The sequence below is a fragment of the Geomonas terrae genome (genome assembly GCF_004791675.1).
Lineage (GTDB): Bacteria > Desulfobacterota > Desulfuromonadia > Geobacterales > Geobacteraceae > Geomonas > Geomonas edaphica.
In genome coordinates, this window is sequence record NZ_SRSC01000002.1 from 177,489 (window position 1) to 201,967 (window position 24,479).

24 protein-coding genes are annotated in these 24,479 nt (G+C 60.6%); all 24 read left to right on the forward strand.

The window, feature by feature from the left end; all coding sequences use genetic code 11:
* Positions 1-12 precede the first annotated feature (12 nt).
* The 24 genes from pilB (at position 13) to E4633_RS08195 (ending at position 24,406) form a co-directional block, all read left to right on the forward strand.
* Complete coding sequence (gene pilB, locus E4633_RS08080) at positions 13-1,719, forward strand: type IV-A pilus assembly ATPase PilB (RefSeq protein ID WP_135869748.1); 1,707 nt, start codon at positions 13-15, stop codon at positions 1,717-1,719.
* Between the two features lie 35 nt (positions 1,720-1,754).
* Complete coding sequence (locus E4633_RS08085; RefSeq protein ID WP_135869749.1) at positions 1,755-2,852, forward strand: type IV pilus twitching motility protein PilT; 1,098 nt, start codon at positions 1,755-1,757, stop codon at positions 2,850-2,852.
* A gap of 39 nt (positions 2,853-2,891) precedes the next feature.
* Positions 2,892-4,115 carry a type II secretion system F family protein gene (locus tag E4633_RS08090; protein WP_135869750.1) on the forward strand — a complete coding sequence of 408 codons (1,224 nt, stop codon included), beginning with the start codon at positions 2,892-2,894 and terminating at the stop codon, positions 4,113-4,115.
* Between the two features lie 4 nt (positions 4,116-4,119).
* Positions 4,120-5,745: a two-component system sensor histidine kinase NtrB gene (locus E4633_RS08095; protein ID WP_135869751.1), complete on the forward strand. Its 1,626-nt coding sequence runs from the start codon at positions 4,120-4,122 to the stop codon at positions 5,743-5,745.
* Positions 5,746-5,814: 69 nt separating this feature from the next.
* On the forward strand, positions 5,815-7,203 hold the full coding sequence (locus E4633_RS08100; RefSeq protein WP_135869752.1) for a sigma-54-dependent transcriptional regulator: 1,389 nt from the start codon (positions 5,815-5,817) through the stop codon (positions 7,201-7,203).
* A gap of 16 nt (positions 7,204-7,219) precedes the next feature.
* On the forward strand, positions 7,220-7,426 hold the full coding sequence (locus tag E4633_RS08105; protein WP_135869753.1) for a type IV pilin protein: 207 nt from the start codon (positions 7,220-7,222) through the stop codon (positions 7,424-7,426).
* Between the two features lie 210 nt (positions 7,427-7,636).
* Positions 7,637-7,843, forward strand: a complete 207-nt coding sequence (locus tag E4633_RS08110; protein ID WP_129126162.1) for a type IV pilin protein — start codon at positions 7,637-7,639, stop codon at positions 7,841-7,843.
* 54 nt (positions 7,844-7,897) lie between these two features.
* On the forward strand, positions 7,898-8,272 hold the full coding sequence (locus E4633_RS08115) for a hypothetical protein (protein WP_135869754.1): 375 nt from the start codon (positions 7,898-7,900) through the stop codon (positions 8,270-8,272).
* Positions 8,273-8,360: 88 nt separating this feature from the next.
* Entirely contained in the window at positions 8,361-9,167 is an 807-nt protein-coding gene (locus E4633_RS08120) for an ABC transporter permease (RefSeq protein WP_162604959.1), read from the forward strand.
* Positions 9,164-10,012, forward strand: a complete 849-nt coding sequence (locus tag E4633_RS08125; protein ID WP_135869756.1) for a tetratricopeptide repeat protein — start codon at positions 9,164-9,166, stop codon at positions 10,010-10,012. The genes E4633_RS08120 and E4633_RS08125 overlap by 4 nt, the downstream gene beginning before the upstream one ends.
* Positions 9,999-10,931 carry an ABC transporter ATP-binding protein gene (locus tag E4633_RS08130; RefSeq protein WP_135869757.1) on the forward strand — a complete coding sequence of 311 codons (933 nt, stop codon included), beginning with the start codon at positions 9,999-10,001 and terminating at the stop codon, positions 10,929-10,931. The genes E4633_RS08125 and E4633_RS08130 overlap by 14 nt, the downstream gene beginning before the upstream one ends.
* A complete protein-coding gene (locus E4633_RS08135; RefSeq protein WP_135869758.1) occupies positions 10,928-12,604 on the forward strand; it encodes a hypothetical protein in 1,677 nt (558 codons plus the stop codon). The genes E4633_RS08130 and E4633_RS08135 overlap by 4 nt, the downstream gene beginning before the upstream one ends.
* Positions 12,605-12,676: 72 nt before the next feature.
* Positions 12,677-13,522 (forward strand): decaprenyl-phosphate phosphoribosyltransferase, encoded by an 846-nt coding sequence (locus E4633_RS08140; RefSeq protein WP_246037978.1) that lies wholly within the window; start codon positions 12,677-12,679, stop codon positions 13,520-13,522.
* Positions 13,519-14,334 (forward strand): FkbM family methyltransferase, encoded by an 816-nt coding sequence (locus E4633_RS08145; protein ID WP_135869759.1) that lies wholly within the window; start codon positions 13,519-13,521, stop codon positions 14,332-14,334. Before E4633_RS08140 ends, E4633_RS08145 begins: the two co-directional genes overlap by 4 nt.
* Positions 14,331-15,371, forward strand: a complete 1,041-nt coding sequence (locus tag E4633_RS08150) for a glycosyltransferase family 4 protein (RefSeq protein WP_135869760.1) — start codon at positions 14,331-14,333, stop codon at positions 15,369-15,371. Before E4633_RS08145 ends, E4633_RS08150 begins: the two co-directional genes overlap by 4 nt.
* A gap of 15 nt (positions 15,372-15,386) precedes the next feature.
* Positions 15,387-16,220, forward strand: coding sequence for an ABC transporter permease (locus E4633_RS08155; protein ID WP_135869761.1), 834 nt, complete (start codon positions 15,387-15,389; stop codon positions 16,218-16,220).
* 7 nt (positions 16,221-16,227) lie between these two features.
* The gene (locus E4633_RS08160) at positions 16,228-17,478 is read left to right on the forward strand and encodes an ABC transporter ATP-binding protein (protein WP_135869762.1); all 1,251 of its coding nucleotides are present in this window, start codon (positions 16,228-16,230) and stop codon (positions 17,476-17,478) included.
* A gap of 11 nt (positions 17,479-17,489) precedes the next feature.
* Complete coding sequence (locus tag E4633_RS08165) at positions 17,490-18,374, forward strand: glycosyltransferase family 2 protein (RefSeq protein WP_135869763.1); 885 nt, start codon at positions 17,490-17,492, stop codon at positions 18,372-18,374.
* Positions 18,364-19,113: a DUF268 domain-containing protein gene (locus E4633_RS08170; RefSeq protein WP_246037979.1), complete on the forward strand. Its 750-nt coding sequence runs from the start codon at positions 18,364-18,366 to the stop codon at positions 19,111-19,113. Before E4633_RS08165 ends, E4633_RS08170 begins: the two co-directional genes overlap by 11 nt.
* Positions 19,114-19,143: 30 nt before the next feature.
* Positions 19,144-20,118, forward strand: coding sequence for a glycosyltransferase family 2 protein (locus E4633_RS08175; RefSeq protein ID WP_135869764.1), 975 nt, complete (start codon positions 19,144-19,146; stop codon positions 20,116-20,118).
* Complete coding sequence (locus E4633_RS08180; protein WP_135869765.1) at positions 20,115-21,059, forward strand: NAD-dependent epimerase/dehydratase family protein; 945 nt, start codon at positions 20,115-20,117, stop codon at positions 21,057-21,059. Before E4633_RS08175 ends, E4633_RS08180 begins: the two co-directional genes overlap by 4 nt.
* A gap of 86 nt (positions 21,060-21,145) precedes the next feature.
* Complete coding sequence (locus E4633_RS08185; protein ID WP_135869766.1) at positions 21,146-21,967, forward strand: FkbM family methyltransferase; 822 nt, start codon at positions 21,146-21,148, stop codon at positions 21,965-21,967.
* 43 nt (positions 21,968-22,010) lie between these two features.
* Positions 22,011-23,222: a glycosyltransferase family 4 protein gene (locus E4633_RS08190; protein WP_135869767.1), complete on the forward strand. Its 1,212-nt coding sequence runs from the start codon at positions 22,011-22,013 to the stop codon at positions 23,220-23,222.
* On the forward strand, positions 23,219-24,406 hold the full coding sequence (locus tag E4633_RS08195; protein WP_135869768.1) for an acyltransferase family protein: 1,188 nt from the start codon (positions 23,219-23,221) through the stop codon (positions 24,404-24,406). Before E4633_RS08190 ends, E4633_RS08195 begins: the two co-directional genes overlap by 4 nt.
* Positions 24,407-24,479 lie beyond the last annotated feature (73 nt).

Sequence of the window (24,479 nt, forward strand, 5' to 3'; positions counted from 1 at the left end):
CTGAGGTAGTATATGCACGTAAGCAGACTCGGTGAGCTGCTGGTCACGAACAATCTGATCAACAAGGAACAGCTGAAGCAGGCCCTCGCTGAGCAGAAGGCGGCGGGGGGGCAACTGCGCCTTGGGTCCATCCTGGTCAGGGACGGGCTGATCAACGAGGCTGACCTCACCTCATTTCTTTCCAAGCAGTACGGTGTTCCCACCATAAACCTTGCCGACTATGAGGTCGATGCCGCGGTGGTGAAGATCATACCCGCGGAGATCGCCCATAAATACCAGATCGTTCCGGTGAACCGGGCCGGCTCCACGCTCATCATAGCGATGAGCGATCCTTCCAACATCTTCGCCATCGACGACATCAAGTTCATGACCGGCTACAACGTCGAGGTCGTCGTGGTTGCCGAGAGCGCGATAAAGTCCGCCATCGACAAGCTCTACGACCAGAGCGCGTCTTTGGCCGACGTCATGAGCGACCTGGAGATGGAGGACCTCGAGGTCATCGGGGAGGAAGAGGATATCGATGTCGGCTCGCTGGAGCGCGCCACCGAGGACGCCCCGGTCGTCAAGCTGGTCAACCTGATCCTCACCGACGCCATCAAGAAGAAGGCCTCCGATATCCATATCGAGCCGTACGAGAAGTTCTTCCGGGTGCGCTACCGCATCGACGGCGTGCTCTACGAGGTGATGAAACCGCCTCTGAAGCTGAAAAACGCCATCACCTCCCGCATCAAGATCATGAGCGAGCTCGACATCGCCGAGCGCCGCCTGCCGCAGGACGGCCGCATCAAGATCAAGCTTGGCGGCGGCAAGGACATGGACTACCGCGTCTCGGTGCTCCCGACCCTCTTCGGCGAGAAGATCGTTCTGCGTCTTCTGGACAAGAGCAACCTGCAACTGGACATGTCCAAGCTGGGGTACGAGCCGGAAGCGCTCGTCCACTTCAAGCGCGAGATCCACAAGCCGTTCGGCATGGTGCTCGTCACGGGGCCTACCGGTAGCGGTAAGACCGTTTCGCTCTACTCCGCGCTCTCCGAACTGAACAAGGTAACCGAGAACATCTCCACCGCCGAGGACCCGGTCGAGTTCAACTTCGCCGGGATCAACCAGGTGCAGATGCACGAGGACATCGGCCTCAACTTCGCGGCGGCGCTCAGGGCCTTCCTGCGCCAGGACCCGGACGTGATCATGATCGGTGAGATCCGTGACTTCGAGACCGCCGAGATCGGCGTGAAGGCGGCGCTCACCGGCCACCTGGTCCTCTCGACGCTGCATACGAACGACGCCCCATCGACCATCAACCGTCTCCTCAACATGGGGATCGAGCCGTTCCTGGTCGCCTCCGCCGTCAACCTCATTTCCGCCCAGCGCCTCGCGCGCCGCGTCTGCGGCGAGTGCAAGGTGGTCGAGGAGGTGCCGGTTCAAGCGCTCGTCGAAGCAGGCATCGCAGCCGAACAGGCTCCTTCCGTGGTATGCTATCGCGGCACCGGCTGTCCCAAATGCAACGGCACCGGTTACAAGGGGAGGGTGGGCTTCTACCAGGTCATGCCGATGCTCGAGCCGATCAAGGAGATGATCCTGAACGGCGCCAACACCGCGGAGATCAAGAGGGAGTCCATGCGCCTGGGTATCAAGACCATGCGCCAGTCCGGGCTCACCAAGCTGATCGAAGGGGTCACCTCCTTCGAGGAAGTGCTCCGGGTGACCGTGGCCGATGACTGACGCTTTTAAGCAGACAAACTGAGACGAGGGTTTTCATGATCAACTTTCACCAAATGCTCAAGGAACTTGTGGAGAGGGGCGGCTCCGACCTGCACATCACCACGAACACCTCGCCGCAGATCCGCATCGACGGCCAGCTGACCCCGATGGACGTTCCGCCGCTCACCGCCATCGAGACCAAGCAGCTTTGCTACAGCATCCTCACCGACGCCCAAAAGCACCGCTTCGAGGAGGACAACGAACTCGACCTCTCCTTCGGCGTCAAGGGGCTCTCCCGCTTCAGGGGGAACATCTTCGTGCAGCGCGGTGCCGTGGCAGGCGTTTTCAGGGTGATCCCCTACAAGATCCTCACCTTCGAGGAACTGGGGCTTCCGCCCGTGGCGCGCGCTCTTTGCGACAAGCCGCGCGGCCTGATCCTCGTCACCGGGCCTACCGGTAGCGGCAAGTCGACCACGCTCGCCTCGATGATCGACCACATAAACATCAACCGCCACGACCACATCGTCACCGTCGAGGACCCGATCGAGTACCTGCACCCGCACAAGGGGTGCATCGTGAACCAGCGCGAGGTGGGGGCCGACACGAAGAGCTTCAAGCATGCCCTTAAGTACGTGCTGCGCCAGGACCCAGACGTCGTCCTGATCGGCGAGTTGCGCGACCTGGAGACCATCGAGGCGGCGCTCACACTGGCCGAGACCGGCCACCTCTGCTTCGCCACGCTCCACACGAACTCCTGCGCCCAGACGATCAACAGGGTCATCGACGTCTTCCCCCCTTACCAGCAGACCCAGGTGAGGACCCAGCTCTCCTTCGTGCTCGAAGGGGTCATGTCCCAGACCCTGATACCGAGGGCCAACGGTCCCGGGCGCGCCCTCGCCCTCGAGGTTATGGTCCCGAACCCCGCGATCAGGAACCTGATCCGCGAGGACAAGGTGCACCAGATCTACTCCCAGATGCAGGTCGGTCAGGAGAAATTCGGCATGCAGACCATGAACCAGTGCCTGATGAGCCTGCTCTCCAGGCGCATCATAACCGTGGACGACGCGCTGGGGCGCTCCTCCGAGCCTGACGAGCTGAAGCAGATGCTGGCTCCCGGCGCGGCGGGGCAGATCAGAAGGCCGCCGCAAAGATAGCAACAGCCAGTCCCGGCGCAGCCGGGAAAGGAGTCACCGATGGCAAAATTCGATTGGGAAGCAAGAAGCAAGGCGGGAAGCGTCCAGAAGGGCGTCATGGAAGCCGCCAGCGCATCCATGGTCGAGGCGCAGCTTAAAAGATACGGTTTCACCGGCATCACAGTGAAGGAGGCGGGCAAGGGACTCTCCATGGAGCTCAAGATCCCGGGGCTCGGCGGTCCGAAGAAGATCGAGACCAAGGACCTCGTGGTCTTCACCAGGCAGTTCGCCACCATGATCGACTCCGGCCTGCCACTCGTGCAGTGTCTCGACATCCTCTCCAGCCAGCAGGAAAACAAGACCTTCAAGGATATCCTCGTCAAGGTGAAGGAAAGCGTGGAGAGCGGCTCCACCTTCGCCGATGCGCTCGCCAGACACCCCAAGGCCTTCGATCAGCTCTACGTGAACCTGGTCGCCGCAGGTGAGGTTGGCGGTATCCTCGACACCATCCTCGCCCGTCTGGCCGCCTACATCGAAAAGGCGATGAAACTCAAGAAGCAGGTGAAGGGGGCCATGGTGTATCCGATCACCATCCTCTCCATCGCCGTCATCGTCGTTGGCGTCATCCTCATCTTCGTCATCCCGACCTTCGCGAAGATGTTCGCCGACTTCGGTGGGGATCTGCCGGCGCCGACCAAGTTCGTCATCGCGCTTTCAAACTTCCTGGTCAAGTACATCGTGGTGATCATCGCCATCATGTTCGGCATCAAGTACGCCATCGGCAAGTACTACGACACCCCCAACGGCCGCAAGGTGCTGGACGCCTTCGCCCTCAAGGCCCCCATTGCCGGGCCGCTCATCCGCAAGGTGTCCGTTGCCAAGTTCACCCGTACCCTGGGGACCATGATCAGCTCCGGCGTGCCCATCATGGACGGCCTCGAGATCGTCGCGAAGACCGCGGGGAACAAGGTCGTGGAAGAGGCAATCTACAAGGTGCGCCAGTCCATTTCCGAAGGTAAGACCATCGCCGAGCCTCTCGCCGAGTGCGGCGTCTTTCCCCCCATGGTCGTGCAGATGATCTCGGTGGGTGAGGCGACCGGCGCCATGGACGCCATGCTGAACAAGATCGCCGACTTCTACGACGACGAGGTGGACGACGCCGTCGGGGCCCTCACCTCCATGATGGAACCTCTGCTGATGGTCTTCCTCGGCACCACGGTCGGCGGCCTGGTCGTCGCCATGTACCTGCCGATTTTCAAACTCGCCGGCGCCGTCAGCGGTTAGTTGGATGATCGAAAAAAAGAAGGTTTTCTGGTTCATACTGCTCAGACTGCTGGTGGTGACCGTATTCCTGGTCACCACCATTTATCTTGACGTACACACCTACGACGTGGGCGGTAAAGTGGCCGGGAAGGTGCTATTGCGCCTGATCGGCGCCACCTACCTCTTCTCCCTTTTATCGCTCGTCGCGCTCCGTCCCGCGACTCCGCGCCATGTGCGCACCCTGGCATACCTCCAGATCGTCTGGGACCTGATCCTCGTCACCGTGCTGATCCTCGTCTCGGGCGGGGTTACTTCGCACTACGCTTTTCTCTATTTCCTTTCCATCATCAGCGCGAGCGCTCTTTTGGCGCGCTCGCAGGCGTACTACACTGCGTCGCTTTGCGTGATCCTCTACGGCGCCATTCTCGACTTTCAGTACTACGACAAACTTGCCCCACTCGGGCTCGATTCGGCTCCCGCGCAGCAGTGGGGGGCGGGGTACCTCTTCTACCTCATCTTTCTGCACGGGGCTTCCTTTTTTCTGACCGCCGTACTAGCCGGGCACATGGCGGAACGGGCCCGTGTCTCCGAGAGCGCGCTGAAGGAAAAGGCGATCGATTACGAGGAGCTGGAGCGGCTTAATACCTCCATAGTTTCCACGATCGACAGCGGGCTGCTGACCATCAACACCGCAGGCCGGATCCGCGTGTTCAACCGCTTCGCCGAACTGCTCACCGGCGTCTCTCAAACCGACGCCTACGACCGGCCGCTGGCGGAAGTGCTCCCAGGGATTGCCGGCTTCGAGTCCTCCTTTTTCGAACCGGGGCAGGGCGAGTTCCGCCACGGTGCGACCGACGGCAGGGAACTGCTTTTGTCGTTCAAGTCGGTGCCCCTGCTCGACAAGGAAGGGGGGACGGTCGGGGCCCTGTTCGACCTGCACGACCTGACCGAGATGAAACGTATGGCTTCCGAGCTGAAAAGGGCGGACCGACTGGCCGCACTGGGCGAGCTCTCCGCGCGCATGGCGCACGAGATCCGCAACCCGCTCGCCGCCATCAGCGGCTCCGTGCAACTGGTTTCATTGAGGCCCTGGGTCGACGAAAAGGACCAGCGGCTTTTCTCCATCATCGTAAGGGAGACCGACCGGCTTGACGGCCTTTTGCGGGATTTCCTCTTCTACGCGAAGCCGAACCAGCCCACCAAGGTGAAGCTGCAACTGCGCAGGGTGATCGTCGATCTCTGTGCGCTGCTGGCCACCGATCCGCGTCTGGAGCGTGTAGAAATCGACAACCAGGTCCCTGATGATCTCGTGGTGCAGTTCGACAAGGACCAATGCTCCCAGGTTTTCTGGAACCTCCTCGTGAACAGCGCTGAGGCGATGAGCGGGGAGGGGCAGATCTGGATCTCAGGCGGCGTAACCAGGGAGAACGGCGGTCGCAGCGAGGTTTGCATCAGGGTTCGGGACAACGGGACGGGGATGAACCCAGAAGACGTGAAACGCGTCTTCGAACCCTTCTTCACCACGAAGAAGGGGGGGACCGGACTGGGGCTCGCCACGGTCTACCGCATCGTGGAGACCAACGGCGGGAGGATGACCGTCAACAGCACGCAGGGGAAGGGAACCACGGTCACCCTGCACTTCCCTTCGTAAGGCAGGGTGATTTGAGGCGGCGCTGCCGTCGGAACGTTCCGGATGGAAAGCAAGTGAGGTTTTGTGGAAATGCGCGCCAGGGTTTTGGTTGTTGATGATGAACTGAGCATGCGGGAATTTCTCGCCATACTGCTCGATGGCGAAGGGTACCTGGTGGACCAGGCGGAGAGCGCAGAGGACGCGCTTTCCCGCATGGCCCAGGAATACTACGACCTGGTGATCTCCGATGTCAGCATGCCCGGACTCGGCGGGATCGAGCTTCTCGGGCGGATCAAAACGGACTCTCCCGACACCGCGGTCCTGATGATCACCGCGTTCACCACGGCCGAGCAGGCGGTGGAGGCGATGAAGCTTGGCGCCTATGACTACATTGGAAAGCCTTTCAAGGTAGAAGAGGTGAAGGTGCTTGTGCGCAAGGCCCTGGAGAAACGGAGCCTCGTGCAGGAGAACAAGCGTCTGAAGGCCGAGGTGCAGGAACGCTTCGGTTTTAGCGGCTTGATCGGCAAGAGCAAGCTCATGCGCGAGGTCTACGACCTGATCGCCAAGGTGTCACACTCGACCGCGAACGTGCTGATCTCGGGGGAGAGCGGAACCGGCAAGGAGCTCGCGGCCAAGGCGATCCATTACAACAGCCCGCGCAAAAATGCTCCCTTTGTAGCGGTCAACTGTGGTGCCATACCCGACACCCTCATCGAGAGCGAACTCTTCGGACATGCCAAGGGGGCTTTCACCGGCGCCTTTGCGGACCGCCCCGGTCTGTTCGAGCAGGCCGAGGGGGGGACCCTTTTTCTCGACGAGATAGGAGAGCTCCCGCTGCTGCTCCAGGCGAAATTGCTGCGCGTGCTTCAGGAACGTGAATTCCGGCGCGTGGGGGGGGGCGTCTCGCTGAAGGCAGATGTCCGCATCGTGGCCGCCTCGAACCGTAACCTCGAGGAACAGGTTCGTGAAGGTACCTTCCGTGAGGACCTCTTCTACCGCCTCAACGTGGTGCAGATTCGGATGCCCTCGCTCAAGGAGAGGGGGGAGGACATCCCCGCCCTGGTGGAGCATTTCTATAAGAAATACGCGATCTGGTCCGGCTCCGGGGAGATCATCACGCCGGAGGCGCTGCACGCGCTCTTCAATTACCAGTTCCCGGGCAACGTGAGGGAGCTTGAGAACCTTGTGGAGCGCTGCGTGGTGCTCGGGAGCCGCGTCATCAACCTCGATTGTCTCCCTCAAAGCGTGCGCGAACAACGCATTGCCGCGCGTCCCTGCAGCGAAATGGAAATTCCCGATGAGGGTATGGACCTTCAGGCCTTTCTCGACACACTGGAACGGAAGCTTTTGGTGCAGGCCCTGGAGAAAAGCGGCGGGGTCAAAAAGAGGGCCGCGGTGCTTCTTGGCATGACCTTCAGGTCTTTCCGGTACAGACTTGCGAAGTTCGGCATGGAAGATGAAGACCAAGATGCAACTTAACCCGGGGGGGATTGTCATGGTTCAGGTTCGGATAGATCGCAGAGGCTTCACCCTGATCGAGCTCCTCATCGTGGTCGCGGTTATCGGCATCCTTGCTGCCATAGCGATTCCCAGCTTCAGTGCTTACCGTGTCAAAGCTTACAACAGCAGCGCCGTCGCTGATGTCACTTCCCTTAAGGTGCACCTGGAATCCTATTATCAGGACAACGTCAGGTATCCGTAGTGACAAAAATAGTCACTTTTGTCGTCCAAAATTGTCGCTGTGACGTTTTGCGGCAGTTCTGATAGGCAGGGAGGTTATGCTTGAAACAAGGATATTCGCAGTTTTGCAGTGATCCCGGTCCTGGCCCGTAATTTGCTAACCGTTATACGGCTAACGTCCTAGCAATACCAAGATCATTAGTCGGCAATCCACCACGAAAAGGAGAAACAGATGTTAAGAACACTCAGGAGCAAAAAGGGCTTCACCCTGATCGAGCTGTTGATCGTCGTTGCGATCATCGGCATCCTGGCCGCGATCGCCATTCCGCAGTTCTCGACCTACCGCGTCAAGTCGTACAACACGGCGGCCGCCAGCGACCTTAAAAACGTCAAGACGGCGCTCGAGGCGTACTACGCCGACAACCAGAAGTATCCCTGATTGGTGGCTGAACCCGCAACGACAAGCGCAGCTTAATCTAAAAGGAGAGATTTTATGTTGAAAAAAATAGCTTTAACTGTCTCCGCCATCGCCGCGACGGCGGCGGTTTCCTTCGCTGGCCCTGGCACTTCTTCCTTCCAGGACATCAGCACCATTGACGGCATCAACTTCAAGACTTCCGCCAAGGTTGTGGTCGGTTACAAAAACGACGGCATCACCGGTCCGCAGAAGTACGTAATCGCCGCCAAGCACGAATCCGGCGACATCATCTACGCGACCTCGAACCTGTCCACCGCGATCTACAAGCTGATCAACAGCGATTACATGGGTCACAGCCTCACGACCTACTTTACCGCTACCGAGGTCAGCAGTCTGAACGCAGGCGAGACCGTGTTCACCAACGCAGCCGCCGGCTACGCCCCGATGTAACCTCCGCTTCAATTGCAGACACGAAATGGGGCATGCTGGCGTGCCCCATTTTTTTTATTCCCCCTCTTCAAAACGGAGCGCCTGCATCATGCAGCAAAGATTTCCCATCGCGGCTGCCACCTTCAAAGGGGGCATGCGCGACAAGTTTCTGCTAGGGCTCGGCATCGTCTCGCTGCTTCTCGTCTGCACCATGCCTGTCTTCGGCTCGTTTTCCATGCGCGATGTGACCGGTGCGGCCACCACTTACGGGCTGTCGCTTGTCTCGGCTTTCGGCGTGCTGCTGGTCATCTTCATCGGCGGCACCCTGATCCCGCGCGACATCCAAAGCCGTTCGATATATTCCGCAGTCACCCTTCCTGTCTCGCGGACGCGCTACCTGCTCGAAAAATACCTTGGACTGGCTCAACTGCTCGGTTACTCCATGGCCGCTCTTGGCGTCGTGAACCTCGGGGCCCTTGCGCTCATGGCGTCCATGTATCCGCCTGACAAACCGCTCGCCTGGGGAAACTACCTCGTCTACCTTTTCTTCGATCTGGAGAAACTGCTCGTGCTCGCCGCGGTGCTCATCTTCTTCGCCTCGATCGCCACTTCCGCCTTTCTTCCCCAGGTGTTGACCGTTGCCGTCTACGCCATCGGTCTTACTACCGAGAAGGTGAAACTGTACGTGGAGTCGGCTGAAGGAGCCAAGCATATTTCGCCGGCGCTCAAGGTGGTGGTTCAGTGGCTTTATTACATCTGCCCGAACCTCTCTCCCTTCGATTTCAAGGTGCAGATGATTTACGCGCTGCCCGTTGACCCGAAGATCATGCTTTTGGCTTTGCTTTACGGGACCGGCTACATTGTCGTCATGCTCGTGCTTGCGTCCTTCGCTTTCAGCCGCAGAGATTTCGTATGAAACGCCTGCTCTGCCTGTGTGCCGGTCTGCTGTTGATGTCGACCCTGCCGTGGCTCACCGCTGCGCGCAACGACGCACCCTCCCCGGAGAAGCTGGGCTACAACCCCTCCTTCGAAGTCACCTACTTCTCGTCCCTCGAATACCGATACCTGTTGTCCGAGCTGCTCTTTTACGACGCAGCGTTCTATTACGGGACCATCATCGAGACGCCGGGGCAGCGCCCAGACTACATCATGATGGGGAGGTACATCGACTACGCGACGCGCCTCAACGCCTTCAACATCGACGCCTACTACCTCGGGCAGGCAATCCTGGTCTGGGAGGGGGGGCTTGTCAAGGACATGAACGTGATGCTGGAGAGGGGATTCAAGCGACGGAACTGGGATTTCTACCTTCCCTTTTTCCTCGGTTTCAATCATGCTTATTTCCTCAACGACCCCCAGGGGGCCGCGCAGTACATGTCGCAGGCGGCGAAGCTGAACCCTCGCATGACCTTCCTCCCCACCTATGTCGGCCGCCTGTACTACGAGGCTGACAAGACCGAGCAAGCCATCCAATATCTCAAGGTGGTCTACGAGGGAACCTTCGACCAGAAACTGCGCAAGTCGATCCTTGTGCGCATCTCCACCTTGGAAAGCATCCAGTTCCTGGAGGGTGCGGTCCGTAAGTTCGAACAGAAGACCGGACGCAGACCCGCCGAACTGGATGAACTGGTAACCGCGGGGATCCTCAAAGGGATTCCGCCTGATCCGTACGGGGGGCGCTTCTACTACGACCGCAGCGACGGTCGTGTCAAGACCTCGAGTAAAATGGCCTTACAGGGAGCAAAGAATGACCGCCATTGATGTACGTTCCATCGGCAAGACTTTTACCAAGAAACTCACCAAGAAGGTTTGCGCCCTGAACGACGTCTCCTTCTCCGTTGCTGAGGGGAGTGCTTTCGGGTTCATCGGTCCGAACGGTGCAGGCAAAAGCACCACGATAAAGATCCTCATGGGGCTGCTGCGCCCGGACTCGGGGAACACCTTTTTTTACGGCCAGAACTCGTTCGAGCCTGCCGCCCGCAAACGGGTCGGCTATCTCGCCGAGAACCCCGCCTACTACGATTACCTGACGCCGCGGGAGCTCCTCGAGTTCGTGGCATGCCACTACGATACCCCTGCGGCGGCGCGTGCCGACCGCGTCGACGAGGTGCTGGAGCAGGTGGGTCTCACCGCCGCCGCCGATCGCCCCATCCGCAGCCTTTCGAAGGGGATGGTGCAGCGTATCGGCCTTGGGCAGACGCTGGTGCATGACCCCGACCTGTACATCCTCGACGAGCCGATGTCCGGGCTCGACCCGCTCGGCAGGGTTCTGGTAGCCGACATCATCCAGCAACTGAAGCGGCGCGGGAAGACCGTTTTTTTCAGCACCCACATCATCAACGACGTGGAGCGCATCTGCGATGATGTGCTCTTGCTCGTTGGGGGAAGCGTCCGTTACCACGGCTCCGTAAAGACCGTCGTCGACCAGAGCTACAACACCTACGAGGTGGTGGTGCGAAACGATGCCGCGGCAGCTGCCATGGAGCCCGGCTTAGTCCTCAGCGAAGCGCGGGAAGGAGAGACCGTCCGACTCTCCGTGCCGAAGCAAAACCTCGAGGCGGTCATCGCAAAGGTTTCGCATCACGGCGAACTGCTCTCCGTAGAGCCGGAAAGAAGGACCCTCGAACAGATCTTCGTCGAGCTGATCAAGTCCAGTGGCGGCTCAAAGGGCGGTGAATGAGACCGCATCTTCTTGAAATCTGCATACTGGTTCTTGTCGGCGCCCTGACCTATCTCTGCGCCACCCAGGCAGGTTTTCTCGCGATCGACGACGTGGGGATGGTGCAAAACATAACCAGCAACAGCTACACGCTTGGCGGGCTCTTTTTTTCCGGAGCCAGCGAGTACTACCGGCCGCTTGCCGTCATCTCCTACTACGCCAACGCCTCGTTTGCCGGGACCGATCCTTTCTACTTTCACCTGGTGAACGTCGTCATCCACATCGCGAACGCCCTGCTCGTTTACTGGCTTGCGCTCGTGCTGTTCGCGAGGCGCGACGACGTGAACTTGGTCGCCTTTCTGGCAGCGCTCTTCTTTCTGGTTTCCCCGCTGAACAGCGAGGCCGCCTCCTGGGTATCGGCGCGTCCCGACCTTCTTTGCACCTTTTTCTTTCTTCTCGCTGTGGTTTTGCTGGTGAAGGTGCGGGAACAGGCGACGGTGCGGTCCATGTTCCTGGTGGGGGTTGCCTACCTGGCTTCCCTATGCGCCAAGGAGGCTTCCATCTCCATGGCGGCGATTGCCCCTTTGTACCTGGTTTTGCAGGCCAAGCGCGAACGCTTGAAGGATGCGGTGCTGCTTGCGGTGCCGGTTATCGCCACTACCGGCATCTACCTTTTCTTGCGGTTCGGCAGGACCCTTTCCGTCGACAAGGGGGTGAAGAGCGTGGTGACGGGCGCCGTCGCCAACGGTAGCGCTACCACGCCGCCGCTTTTGGACGGTGTCGGCGCTTTCGGCTTTTACCTGCAAAAGCTCGTCTTTCCTTTTCCGCTTAATTTCACCATCCTGCGCTACGACCGCCCTGTGGCGTACATGGCTCTCGTCGCCGGGTGTCTTGCGGCCGCGTATCTGTTGTACCGTCACCGCCGGGACACCCTGCTGCCGCTGCTTATCGTCTTCATCGGGATAGTTCCTGCCGTGCTCGCCTACCTTGGAAGGATCCCGTGGACCCCTTTCGGCGAGCGTTACCTTTACCTGCCGATGGTCGGGTTCTCGCTCCTTGTTGCACTGGCACTTTCAAGGCTGAAGCGCCTGCCGCGCATCGTTCCGGTTGCTTGCGTGATGCTGCTTGCCATACCTACCATGGCCCGGGTGGCGCTTTGGTGCGATCCGGATGCGTTTTGGAAGGACGCGCTGAAAAAGGGACCGGGACTTGCGAAGAGTCACTCCGCCCTTGGCGCCTATGCCTACGAGCAGCAGCGTTACGACGATGCCGAGCGGTACATGAAAAAGTCGCTCTCCCTGAGCGAGGAGCCCCTGGTCTGGCAAAACCTGGCCCGCGTGTACCTGGCCAAGAAGGATATGAAGAAATACGAGGAGGCCATGCTGCGCGCCGCCTCGCTGTCGCCGCATCCGACCGGCATCTACCAGGATCTGATCCTTAACCTCATGTCCAACCCCGGCCAAGAGGGTGTAGCCGGCATGTATCGGAAGGCGGTCCGGTATCATCTCCTTGCCTTCTCGAAGGATCCGGGCTATGTCGACGCCTACTACTACGCCGGCAAACTCTGCCTTGCCAACAAGGAGGCTGGGACGGCCAGGAAATATTTCGGCATCTACCTCGAAAAGGCTCCCAGTGGGTACTATCGCCCCTTCGCCCAGAAGATGTTCGACAGGCTGTCGGCCGGGGCCACCTGATATGAGACGGTCCCGTCCTTTACTCGAAAAGGCGCCCGCTATTAAAGCGGGTGCGACACGTAAGGTGCGTGCTTGAAAGTTTCCGACCTGACCAAAATAATCAGACCCGCACAGTGGCTGAAAAACCTGATGCTGTTTTTCCCCCCGTTTCTGGGCGGGTACCTTTTCGACCCGGAGCTTTTGCTGCGCGGCGTGGCGCCTTTCGTCGCCTTTTGTCTTGCCGCGAGTTCCGCCTATGTGCTAAACGACCTGTGCGACCGCGAGAACGACAGCCACCATCCCAAAAAGAAGCTGCGCCCGATCGCCTCGGGGCGGGTGCCGGTCGTCGTTGCAGCCGTTCTCTGCCTTTCGCTGCTGGTGCCCGCGCTTTGGATCGCGTTTGGCATCTCCGCCAGATTCGCCGTATTGCTTGTCGCCTATCTCGCCATATCTGGCCTGTATTCGCTGAAACTCAAGGATATTCCGGTCGTCGACCTCTTTTGCATCTCCTCCGGCTTTTTGCTCCGGCTGCAGGCGGGGGGCGAGGTATTCGGCGTGGTCATATCGGACTGGCTCTTCCTGTCGGTATTCCTTCTTTCCCTTTTCCTGAGCACCGGTAAAAGGCTTGGGGAATCCAGCTCGCTTGGGAGCATGGCCGGGTCGCACCGCAGGTCGCTGAAACTTTACCCCGCAGGCTTTCTGGACGGGATTCTCGTGCTTTCCGGAGCGGCCGTCCTCGTCACCTACACCATGTACGTCATCACGCGCCATGCCCTTGTGTACACCGTCATCCTCTGTTGTTTCGGGCTGCTGCGCTTCATCTTCCGCGTGAAGTCCGGCATGGGCGGGGACCCCACCGAATCGCTTCTAAAGGATCGGCAGCTTCTCGCCGTGAGCGTCGCGTGGGCGCTGATGGTTTCCTGGATCGTCTACCGATGAAGGCATTACGGATGCTAGCCTGGTCGTTGAGACTGGATTGCCGGCTGCTGTTCAGCGTGCGCGGTCTTCCCATCCTCGCAAAGCTCGCGCTGATACTGCGAAAGTACTGCCATTACCTGATCGCACGCAGCACCGGCCCCGCACAGAGATGCACTACGGTCTTCGGGGCGACGTTTTGCTGCGAGGATGCTTTGGGGCTTGCCTCGCTGCAGCGGGTGTACTGCGACAGCTACCGGCTGAAGGAATACCTCCCTGCGCGGCCGGTCGTGATCGACGTCGGCGCCAACATCGGCCAGTTCGCCTTTTTCGCCAGGCAGTACCTGGAAGCGGCCCGCGTGGTCAGCGTGGAACCGCTCCCGGAAAGCAACCGGATGCTTCTTAGAAACGCGCCCGAGCCCGGCGACTGCCTCTGCTGTGCGGTGAGCGACCGGGAAGGAAGCGTTGTGTTTCATGTCGCTCAGGAGACGACGCAACTGAGTTCCTACGTCCCGGAGCCTGACGACGTCTACAGCGCAAGCCATACCGTTGCCGCGAGGACTCTCGACGCCATCGCGGCGGAACTCGGGGTAGGGGAGGTGGACCTCTTAAAGATCGATACCGAAGGAAGCGAGTACGACGTCCTCAGATCGGGGCGGGAACTCCTTGGCCGCTGCAGGTTCGTGCTGGTGGAGATGAGCGTCTTCCGGAACTGCTCCGGCAACCTCTTCAGTATCGGCGCCTTTCTCAAGGAGCAGGGGTTCGAGCTCGTGGCGCTTTCGCCCTGCGGGCAGGAGCATCCCCGCGACCTGGACGGTCTGTTTAAAAGGGTATGAGGATCGTCTACTTCGCACATAGTGTCCTGAACCGGGGAGGCGACAAGATGGTGCTCGCCCACCTGTGCCACCTGGCGGAGGCCGGGCACGAGGTCACCATCCGCTCCAATGTAGTCGCCACCAAGTTCCCGCTGCACCACGCGTTCCGGCTTGAGAAACCGATGTTCCCCGGGAAGCTCGGGACACTGGCCAGTGCGCTTTTTGAGCGGCGGCGGGGGGACGTGGCCGTGGCGTCCATCGTCCCTACCGCGGTCATGCTCGGGCTTAGAAACCCGGGGCGCGTGTTCCATTTCGCCCAGGACGACAACGAGACCTCCTGCGGGTTCCCCGGCAACCTGGTCATGAGATGGCTGTACCGGTTCGCGTTCGGTGCGCTCTCCATCCCATGCATCTGCGTATCGCGCAGTTTGGCGGAGCATTTCCGGGCACGCTACGGGGCGGAGTGCACCCTGGTCGAGAACGGCGTCGACACCACCGCCTTCTTCCCCGCACCTTCTGCGGAGCTGGTGCAGGGTAAGCAGGGGCGTCGCGCCATTTTGCTTCTCTCCCGCTCGGACCGTCGCAAAGGGTTCGATGTGGCGCAGGACGTCGTGGAGCGCCTGGCGAAAAGCCTTCCCGGCGGGGTCGAGGTCTGGATGGTCGGAGAACCGACCGCCTGGCAGCCGCACGACGTACCGTGCCGGCACTTCGGCGTGGTCGGCGAAAAGCAGTTGCGGGAGATCATGAGCAGCGCCGATGTCTTTTTGAGTCCCAGCCGCTCGGAAGGGTTTCCCCTCATGGTGCTGGAGGCGTTTGCCTGCGGCTGCCCGGTGGTCACCACCGATGCGGTCGGCTTCGTGCGCGACGAAGAGGACGCCCTCGTCGCCCCCGTAGGCGACGTCCCCGCGCTGGTCGCAAGGCTCGAGCGCCTTCTGGCCGACGCGAGGCTCGCCGCGCGGCTTCGCGGCGCCGGGCTTCGTTTCGCCGGCGAGCACTCCCTCGCCGCCTCCAGCGGGATGTTTGCCCAAAGTCTGTCGAAATTTTTCCCCGGTGTCTGACCGGTGGCAGGGATTATGGAAAAGGACCGCAACCAAGACATCGTCATCGAGGCCGGCAGAAACACGGCCAGGTACTGGCGCGACCTTTGGGCCTACAGGGAGCTCTTCTTCTTCCTCGCCTGGAGGGACGTGCTCGTCCGCTACAAGCAGACCGTGGTCGGGGTACTCTGGTGCGTTCTTAAACCGGTGATGACCATGATCGTTTTCACCGTCGTATTCGGCAAGCTTGCCAAGCTCCCCTCGGACGGCGCGCCTTACCCGGTCCTGGTCTTCGCGGCACTGCTGCCGTGGCAATTTTTCGCCGGCGCCATCACCGAATGCTCGAACTCGCTGGTAAGTAACGGGAACCTCCTCGCCAAGACCTACTTCCCGAGGCTGATCGTTCCGGCAAGCTCGGTGATCGTCGGACTCGTCGATTTTTTCGTCTCCTTCCTGATCCTTCTGGGGCTCATGGCCTTCTACCAGTTCTGGCCGGGATGGCGCATCGTCGCGCTGCCACTTTTTCTAGGGCTTGCCTTTGGCTGCGCCCTTGGTGGGGGACTGCTTTTCGCCGCACTGAACGTCACCTACCGGGATTTCCGCGTGATCGTCCCTTTCCTGGTCCAGTTCGGGCTCTTCGTCTCGCCGGTCGGGTTCTCGAGCAGCGTCGTGCCGCAGGCCTGGCGCCCCCTTTACGCAGCGAACCCGATGGTTGCGGTTATCGACGGTTTCCGCTGGTCGGTTACCGGAACCGCTCCGCCGCCGGAGCCTGTGAGCCTCGCGCTTTGCTGCGTGGTGACCGTCGTCCTGCTTTGCACCGGGGTCTGGTATTTCCGCCGCACCGAGCGGTGCTTCGCCGACGTCATCTGAGGGAGCTATGTCCGTAGCGATCGGCATCGAAAATCTCGGCAAGAAGTACCTCTTAAGCCACGACGAGCAGCTGCGCTTCCCGACGCTTCGGGACACGCTGACCGACCTAGTCCGGCGGGCCACCTTCGCCACGTCCAGGCCGCCCAAGCGTCCCCGTGAGGAGTTCTGGGCGCTGCGCGACCTGAACCTTGATATCAGGCGTGGGGAGCGGGTCGCCATCATCGGCCGCAACGGCGCCGGGAAATCGACCCTGCTGAAGATCTTAAGCCGGATCACCGAACCGACCACCGGGCGCGCGACGGTACGCGGCAGGCTGGCGAGCCTGCTCGAAGTGGGCACCGGATTTCACCCGGAGCTCACCGGGCGTGAAAACATCTTCTTAAACGGCGCCATCCTCGGCATGAGCCGCAGCGAGATCGCGCGCAAGTTCGACGAGATCGTAGATTTTGCCGAGGTGGAGCGTTTCCTCGACACGCCGGTGAAGCGGTACTCCTCTGGGATGTACGTAAGGCTCGCCTTTGCCGTGGCGGCGCACCTGGAACCGGAGATCCTCATCGTCGACGAGGTGCTGGCGGTGGGGGACGCGCAGTTTCAGAAAAAGTGCCTCGGCAAGATGGAGAGCGTCTCCAGGGACGACCGCACCGTGCTGTTCGTCAGCCACAACATGGGTGCGGTAACCGCCCTGTGCAACAGAGGGGTCCTTCTCGAAGCGGGGCAGGCGGTCTGTGTGGGGCCCATCGATGAGGTCGTTGCGCGGTACACCATGGGGCTTTCCGGCAGGGAGGTGTCCGTGGACAACTGCAACCGCAGGGGGGGCTCCGGCGGCATCCGGGTGCGCCGGGTGTGGCTTTGCGATGCAAAGGGAGAGATCACCAACCGGGTGACCTCAGGCGCGGCGGTGAGCTTCCATCTCGAGGCGTCCGTAGAGGAAGGGTACCGAAATGGCAAGGCGGTCGTGGTCGGCTTCGCTATCGACACGCTGCACGGACAGCGTCTCCTCACCTGCGTCTCCTCCTGGGCCGACAACGAGATCGTGACCGCCGGGGGGCTTTTGACGGTCGCCTGCAGCGTTCCATCGCTGCCGCTGGTACAGGACAAGTACCTGATCACCGTCTCGGTCAGCTTCCAAAACGACACGCTCGATTACGTCGAGCACTGCGAGTACGTTGAGGTCGAGGCATCGGATCTCTCCCTCTCCCTTGGGCGTGAACCGGCGCACGGCCGGATCGCGCTTCCCTGCCGGTTCGAGCAGCAGTGAGCGGGGCGAGCATGGCACCCAAGGTTTCCATCTGCATCCCGGCGTATCTCCAGAAGGACCTCCTGCTGCGTACCCTTGATTCCGTTTTCGCACAGGACTACACCGACTTCGAGGTGATCGTCACCGACGATTCTCCCGACCGGTCCATCGAGGAGGCGCTGCGCACGCACCCAAATGGCGAAAAGGTAATTTACGTCAGAAACCGGGAGAGGATGGGGTCGCCCGCCAACTGGAACGAGGCCGTGCGTCTTGCCAAAGGCGAGTACGTAAAGATCCTGCACCACGACGACTGGTTCAATTCGGCGACGAGCCTTGGGGCGTATGTGGCGGCGCTGGACGGTGATCACGGCGCCGATTTCGCCTTCAGCTCGGCCGAGGTGCACGACGTTTCTGTGGGGAACGTCTACCTGCACATGGCCAACGCTCGTCAGTTGCGGGAGCTGCGTCGCCATCCCGGCGCGCTCTTCCAGGGCAACTTCATCGGCGCACCCAGCGCGACCATCTTCAGAAGAAAGAGCTTCGTACCCTTCGATACGAACCTGAAATGGGTCGTCGACGTCGACTTTTACCTGCAGATGCTGTTTCGAAACCCGGGGTTTTGTCATCTGCCTGAGCCCCTTGTCTGCACCACGGCCGGCTCGCCCCACCAGGTCACCACGGAGTGCGCCGGGGATAAGGGGGTCGTGCTCTTCGAGTGGCTGTACCTTTACTGCAAGAGCGCAGAGAAGCACCGCGTCTGCAGCACCATGTTCAGGGCCATCCGCGAGCTGATCGCACGTTACGACGTCAGATCCGTGGACGAATTCCGTTTCCATGCCGCCCCTTACCAGGTACCGATGTCCGTGCGGGCGATGGTGTGGCTGCGCAGCCTGAGGAGCTCCGCCATTGTTCGATAACCTGATTGAGCGTCTACGCAAACGCCGCCGCCTTATGAGGGATAAGCGGACCTACAAGGAGCAATTCCGCGCCTTCCAGTCTCAATCCGGCCCTGAGGGGCGTTTTGCACTGGACTGGCAGGAGAGGCTCCCGTGCCTTAACGACAAGACCGTCACCACCGCGTTCGACAGGCACTACGTGTACCACCTCGCCTGGGCGGCGCGCATCCTGAGTCAGACGAGGCCCGAGTCGCACGTAGACATATCTTCCAGTCTTTTCTTCAGCGCTACCGTGTCCGCCTTTCTCCCGGTCCGGTTTTACGATTACCGACCGGCCCCTCTCGGGCTCGATGGACTTTCATGCGATGCCGCAGACCTTTTGGGGCTTCCCTTTGCCGATGAGAGCGTTTCTTCCATTTCGTGCATGCACGTGGTGGAACATGTCGGCCTGGGGCGTTACGGAGACCCGCTCGATCCGGATGGGGACCTCAAGGCCATCGCGGAGCTTAAAAGGGTGCTTGCCCCCGGTGGCGACCTGCTTTACGTGGTGCCGACCGGCGGCACTGCGCTCATCATGTTCAACGCGCACCGCATCTACACCTATGAGCAGACCCTGCAGTATTTCGAAGGGCTCGAACTGACGGAGTTCGCCCTCATACCGGAAAACCCGGAAGACGGCGGTTTGGTTCGGGGTGCCTCGAAGGAACTTGCCGACCGCCAGAAGTACGGTTGCGGCTGTTTTTGGTTCAGGAAACTATAGGAAGCCCAGGCAACCTAACGAGGAGTCAGCATGTGTACCACCCCTGCGATCAGCGTACTGCTGCCGGTTTACAACGGTAGCCGTTATCTGAGGGAGGCCCTGAACAGCATCCTGCAGCAGACCTGCGCGGATTTCGAACTGATCATAATCAACGACGGTTCCAAGGACGATTCTGCCGACATCATCGCTTCCTTTACGGATCCGCGTATCAGGTATTTCGAGCAGGAGAACATCGGCCTTGCCGCAACGCTCAACAGGGCGATTTCGCTGTCGCGCGGAGCGTACCTTGCCCGGCAGGACCAGGACGACATCTCGTATCCCGAGCGCTTCAAAAAGCAGCTGCGCTTTCTCGAGGAGCACCCGGCCTGCGGCATGGTCGGCACCTGGGCCGAGATATGGCAGGAAGAACAAAAGACCGGGAAGCAGCACCTGCACCCCGCGGACAACGCCACGCTCCAGTTCGAGCTGCTCTTCAACAACCCTTTCGTGCACAGCTCGCTTATGATTCGGCGCGAGGTCTTCGACCGGGTCGGCCTCTACTGCACCGACACCTCGCGGCAGCCGCCGGAGGATTACGAGATGTGGTCCCGGATCGCCAGAAGCTATGAGGTGGCCAACATCCCCGAAGTGCTGCACGTCTACCGCGGTACCGGCTCGGGGATGTCGCAGCAGAACTGGCAGAAGATCATGGACAAGGTGGTGCTCATCAGCGCGGAAAACATCGCCTTTGCTGCCGGCGCGGACCCCTTTGACCCCGATGTCGTCAATACCGCCGCGCTGGTGAACTGCGTCTTCAGAAATCTGAGCGGCCGCCCCAGTCTCATGGGGATCAAGAAGGTCTTCGACCGCGCGGCGCAATCGGTTGCCGGCTCATGCCGGGACGAAACCGGTTCGCTTGCCTTAGCGGTCAAGACCCGCTGGCGCAACCTCTGCCTCAACTATTACCAGTGCAGCATCAGACCGGCGCTCCACAAGGTGCTGGATGTTTTCAGGAAAAAGAGATGAAAAACTGCTACCTGATCGGCGGTTCCGGCTTCATCGGCCGACACCTCGCTCAACTGCTCTCCGGGACCCAAAGGCGCCTCACCGTTGTCGGCAGAAAGCCCGTGTGCGATCCCCCCTTGCCTGAAGGGGTCAACTACCTTAGCGGCAATTACGGAGACGATGAGATCCTCGACGCGATCTGCGGCGATGCCGACGAGATCGTGCTGCTCGCCTATTCGACGGTGCCGAAGACGAGTTTTGACGACCCGGTGCTCGATATCATGACCAACCTTCCCGCCGCGGTGAAGCTGTTCGAGAAGGCGTCGCACAGCAGGGTGGGGAAGTTGGTCTTCGTCTCCTCCGGGGGGACCGTCTACGGCAATCCGTCCGCCCTCCCGATTGCCGAAGATCATCACACCACTCCCATCTCGCCGTACGGGATAACCAAGCTCGCCATCGAAAAGTACGCCGCCATGTTTCACCAGACCGCGGGGCTTCCCGTCATCTGCGTGCGCCCGGGCAATGCCTACGGCGAAGGGCAGCGCCCATTTTCCGGCCAAGGGTTCATCGCCACTGCGATGGCCTCCATCGTCCAGGGGAAGGAGGTCGTCCTCTTTGGTGCGACGGGTACCGTCCGCGACTACCTGCACGTCTCAGAACTGGCCGAGGGGGTGCTGGCCGTCCTGGATCACGGTCGCGTCGGCGAGGCGTACAACATCGGCAGCGGTCGCGGCTATTCGAACCGGGACATCCTCGACTGCATCGCGCCGATGGCCGCCGCAGCAGGCCTCGACATGGTCGTGAACGTGCTGCCGCCTCGTCTTTTCGACGTGCAGGTAAACATCCTTGATTGCGCCAAGATGGAACGCGAAACCGGCTGGCGGGCGGTCGGTGACCTGAAGGAAGGATTGCAGAAGACCTGGGACTGGTTCTTGTCCGCGAGGGGCGGCAACACCCCTTGAAGTGCGCAGGATGCCTGGCCCCGGAACGGTTATGCTCCGGCGTCACGTGTAGACCGCGCCCGTCGGGTATTTACAGAGGAGAAAACATGCGGGACCTGCTTGATTACAAGAAGGACGTCTTCACCCAAAACGGCGAGGACGGCATTATTGAAGCGATATTGGGCGCCGTCGGCACCCCATCGAGGACCTGCTGCGAGTTCGGTGCCTGGGACGGCATTCACTTCAGTAACTGCCGCAGGCTGATCCTCGACGGGTGGCGTGCGCTGATGATAGAGGGGGATGCCGGCCGGTACCAGGACCTGGTACGCAATTACCAGGGAAACGACTCGGTCTTCTGCGTGAACCGTTTCGTGGATACCGGCGTGAACTCGCTCGGCTCGATACTGAAAGAGTACGGCATTGAGGAGCTCGATTTCCTCAGCATCGACATAGACGGCTATGACTACGACGTATTGAAGACCCTGGACGTGCGTCCCCGCGTCATCTGCATAGAAGTGAACGCAGGCCACAGCCCCGAGAGCGATACGTTGATCGATCGGGAGATAGCGAAGGACAACGTGGGGCAGCCGATGCCGTTGTTCGTCTTGCTTGCGGCGGAGATGGGGTATCAACTCGTTTGCTACTCCGGAAACGCTTTCCTCGTTCGTGACGACCTGATGGCCGGCTCCTCGCTCACTACCTTGACCAGCGTCGAGGCCTATGCCGGCTTCATCGACCATCTCCCCGTCGCCGCCAGGGAATGGCTGTACCTTGTGAACCTCGGGCTCGTCCCACCTTATTACCGTTACGGCAACCCGTATCTGGCCCACGACCGCCTGGGGATCGGCGCATCCAGGGCCTTCAAATTGAAGTCGAGGGCCGCGTTGCGAAACATGGTCCGGCAGGTTCGTAACATCGCAGGGAGATAGCGTCAGCTGATGCTGACCGCGCCCATACCTTAACCGAGGTCACATGCGCCCTTTGAGAATCCTACATACCGTTGAGTCCTACCACCCGTCGGTGGGAGGCATGCAGGAGGTCGTGCGCCAGCTTTCCGAGCGTCTGGCGAAGCTTGGCCACAGCGTTACGGTGGCGACTTCGAAGTCGCCGCAGCGTAGCTTCCAGGAACTGAACGGGGTAAGGATCGCCGAATTCGACGTTTCCGGCAACGACGTGCGCGGCTACCTCGGGGATCCCGACAGCTACCGTCGCTTTCTTCTGGCTGGGGAGTTCGACGTGGTCATCAATTTCGCCGCCCAGCAGTGGGCCACCGATCTCGCGTTTCCTCTGCTGGACCAGATCCGTGGAAAGAAGGTGTTCGTCCCTACCGGTTTTTCGGGGCTTTTCTGGCCCCAGTACCAGGAGTACTTCACCAAAATGCCCGGCTGGATGAAGCGCTACGACATGAACGTCTTTCTCTCCGACGACTACCGCGACATAAATTTCGCGCGGCAACACGGGGTGGAACGGACCATGCTGATCCCAAACGGAGCCGGCGCAGACGAGTTCCTCTCCACGCCGGGGGCGGATGTGCGCGAACTGCACGAAATACCTTCCGATCACCTGCTGGTGATCATGGTCGGCTCGCACACCGGCGTGAAGGGGCATGCGGAGGCGATGCGGATCTTCTCGCGCGCGCGGCTTGACGGTGCGACGCTGTTGATTATCGCCAACGATCTCGGGGGAGGGTGCACCGAACTCTGCCGCCTGCGGGAGCGTTGGTTGAACAGGTGGCACCGGTTCACCGGAAAAAGGAAACGGATACTGGTGCGGAGCCTGTCACGGGAGGAAACCGTCGCGGCCTATCAGCAGGCGGACCTTTTCCTGTTCCCCTCGAACATAGAGTGTTCCCCGATCGTGCTATTCGAATGCATGGCGTCGCGCACGCCGTTTCTGTCCACGGACGTCGGCAACGCCGTCGAGATCGCGAGGTGGTCCGATGGCGGGCGCATCCTGCCGACGCGAAAGACCCGCAAGGGGTTCAGCAAGGCGAGGATAGGCCCCTCGGCGCGCATGCTGGAGGACCTGGCAGGGGACACGGCTTTGCGGGCGTCGCTTGCGGACGCCGGGCACCGCGCGTGGCGTGAGCGCTTCACGTGGGAGCGCATCGCCGGCAGTTACGAACGGCTTTATCTCGACCTGGTCGGAGGGGGGACCGCTTTCGCTCCCGAAAGGCAGCCATGAAGCATGAAAACGCCGGCACCCTAGCCGCTGCCAATCCCTCCATCGCCGAACCGGCCGATTACCGCTCGTACATCGACGGCTGGCGCGGCATCGCGATCCTGCTCGTCATGATGGTGCACACGAGCCAGTATTGCGGCAACCAGGGGCATGGGACCTTTCTCCTGCCTTGGAGCGAGAGGTTTTTCAACAGCGGCGCGAGGGGCGTTCAGCTCTTCTTCATCCTGAGCGCTTTCACCCTTTTCAACTCGTCCTACCGGCGTTTCAAAATCGATGAGAATCCCCGGCGGGATTTCTACCTGCGCAGGGCGTTTCGCATCCTCCCCATGTGGCTGATCGTCGTGGCGATATATCGGCACCTGGGGGATAAGCCTTTCTCTGTCGCACTTTTGAACGCCGGTTTTCTCTTCGGGTTCGTGAGGTTCGATAAAGGTCTCGAACTCGTGCCCGGCGGATGGTCCCTGTTCGTCGAGGAGACCTTTTACCTCATGCTGCCGATCATCTTCGGCAGGCTTACCTCGCTGCGCCGTGCTTCGAACTTCACCGTCGCCTTGATGTTCCTGGCGATGGCGTGGTGCGCGCTTCCCTATTTTCACTTTCCGATCCCCAACGGAAACGACTTCACCTTTCTCGCGCCGGTAAACCACTGGTACTTCTTCGGTTTCGGCATCATCCTGCACTACATCGTGAGCAGTGGTTCGCTGTCGGTAGGGAAGGGGAGCGCCGCCTGGCGCTGGGACGTAGCCGCGCTATGCCTCATGCCCGTTTTCCTTACCACCTACCTGTCGGCGATCGCGGCCATGTTCGTTTTCTGCATCCTCGTATCTTCCCAAGAGGGTACGGCGATGAACCGCTTGATGAACAACGCGCTGCTGCGCAGGTTCGGCGTCTACTGCTACTCCATCTACCTTTTTCACTTCCTGGTGCTCAGGTTCATGGAACCTTTCATGACCGCCTGGTCGGCCCGCCTCGGCATCGCGCAGGCCGCCGTCGAGATCCGGTTCCTGGCGACGTTTCCACTGGTTGCCGCGGCGTGTCTTTTAACCGGGTTCCTCTTTTTCAACCTGGTCGAGAAACCCTCGGTGCGGCTTGGCAAACGGGTGATAGCAAGGCTTGGTGCACGGGAGCGTGCCGCTGATCTTCTGGGAGGGGCGGCGCAAGAGACGGAGGCGGGTGAAACTCGATGAACACGCCGCGATCTCTTGCGCCGTCTCTGTTTGACGCGAGGGGCTTTGTGCCGGTGAACCGGACGAAGGAGTA

Coding starts and splice junctions, on each gene's coding strand:
- E4633_RS08155 (WP_135869761.1), top strand. CDS start 15,387: ATGGAAAAGGACCGCAACCAAGACATCGTCATCGAGGCCGGCAGAAAC.
- E4633_RS08115 (WP_135869754.1), top strand. CDS start 7,898: ATGTTGAAAAAAATAGCTTTAACTGTCTCCGCCATCGCCGCGACGGCG.
- E4633_RS08180 (WP_135869765.1), top strand. CDS start 20,115: ATGAAAAACTGCTACCTGATCGGCGGTTCCGGCTTCATCGGCCGACAC.
- E4633_RS08120 (WP_162604959.1), top strand. CDS start 8,361: ATGCAGCAAAGATTTCCCATCGCGGCTGCCACCTTCAAAGGGGGCATG.
- E4633_RS08110 (WP_129126162.1), top strand. CDS start 7,637: ATGTTAAGAACACTCAGGAGCAAAAAGGGCTTCACCCTGATCGAGCTG.
- E4633_RS08130 (WP_135869757.1), top strand. CDS start 9,999: ATGACCGCCATTGATGTACGTTCCATCGGCAAGACTTTTACCAAGAAA.
- E4633_RS08190 (WP_135869767.1), top strand. CDS start 22,011: ATGCGCCCTTTGAGAATCCTACATACCGTTGAGTCCTACCACCCGTCG.
- E4633_RS08150 (WP_135869760.1), top strand. CDS start 14,331: ATGAGGATCGTCTACTTCGCACATAGTGTCCTGAACCGGGGAGGCGAC.
- E4633_RS08165 (WP_135869763.1), top strand. CDS start 17,490: ATGGCACCCAAGGTTTCCATCTGCATCCCGGCGTATCTCCAGAAGGAC.
- E4633_RS08195 (WP_135869768.1), top strand. CDS start 23,219: ATGAAGCATGAAAACGCCGGCACCCTAGCCGCTGCCAATCCCTCCATC.
- E4633_RS08085 (WP_135869749.1), top strand. CDS start 1,755: ATGATCAACTTTCACCAAATGCTCAAGGAACTTGTGGAGAGGGGCGGC.
- E4633_RS08185 (WP_135869766.1), top strand. CDS start 21,146: ATGCGGGACCTGCTTGATTACAAGAAGGACGTCTTCACCCAAAACGGC.
- E4633_RS08175 (WP_135869764.1), top strand. CDS start 19,144: ATGTGTACCACCCCTGCGATCAGCGTACTGCTGCCGGTTTACAACGGT.
- pilB (WP_135869748.1), top strand. CDS start 13: ATGCACGTAAGCAGACTCGGTGAGCTGCTGGTCACGAACAATCTGATC.
- E4633_RS08105 (WP_135869753.1), top strand. CDS start 7,220: ATGGTTCAGGTTCGGATAGATCGCAGAGGCTTCACCCTGATCGAGCTC.
- E4633_RS08145 (WP_135869759.1), top strand. CDS start 13,519: ATGAAGGCATTACGGATGCTAGCCTGGTCGTTGAGACTGGATTGCCGG.
- E4633_RS08100 (WP_135869752.1), top strand. CDS start 5,815: ATGCGCGCCAGGGTTTTGGTTGTTGATGATGAACTGAGCATGCGGGAA.
- E4633_RS08095 (WP_135869751.1), top strand. CDS start 4,120: ATGATCGAAAAAAAGAAGGTTTTCTGGTTCATACTGCTCAGACTGCTG.
- E4633_RS08160 (WP_135869762.1), top strand. CDS start 16,228: ATGTCCGTAGCGATCGGCATCGAAAATCTCGGCAAGAAGTACCTCTTA.
- E4633_RS08090 (WP_135869750.1), top strand. CDS start 2,892: ATGGCAAAATTCGATTGGGAAGCAAGAAGCAAGGCGGGAAGCGTCCAG.
- E4633_RS08135 (WP_135869758.1), top strand. CDS start 10,928: ATGAGACCGCATCTTCTTGAAATCTGCATACTGGTTCTTGTCGGCGCC.
- E4633_RS08125 (WP_135869756.1), top strand. CDS start 9,164: ATGAAACGCCTGCTCTGCCTGTGTGCCGGTCTGCTGTTGATGTCGACC.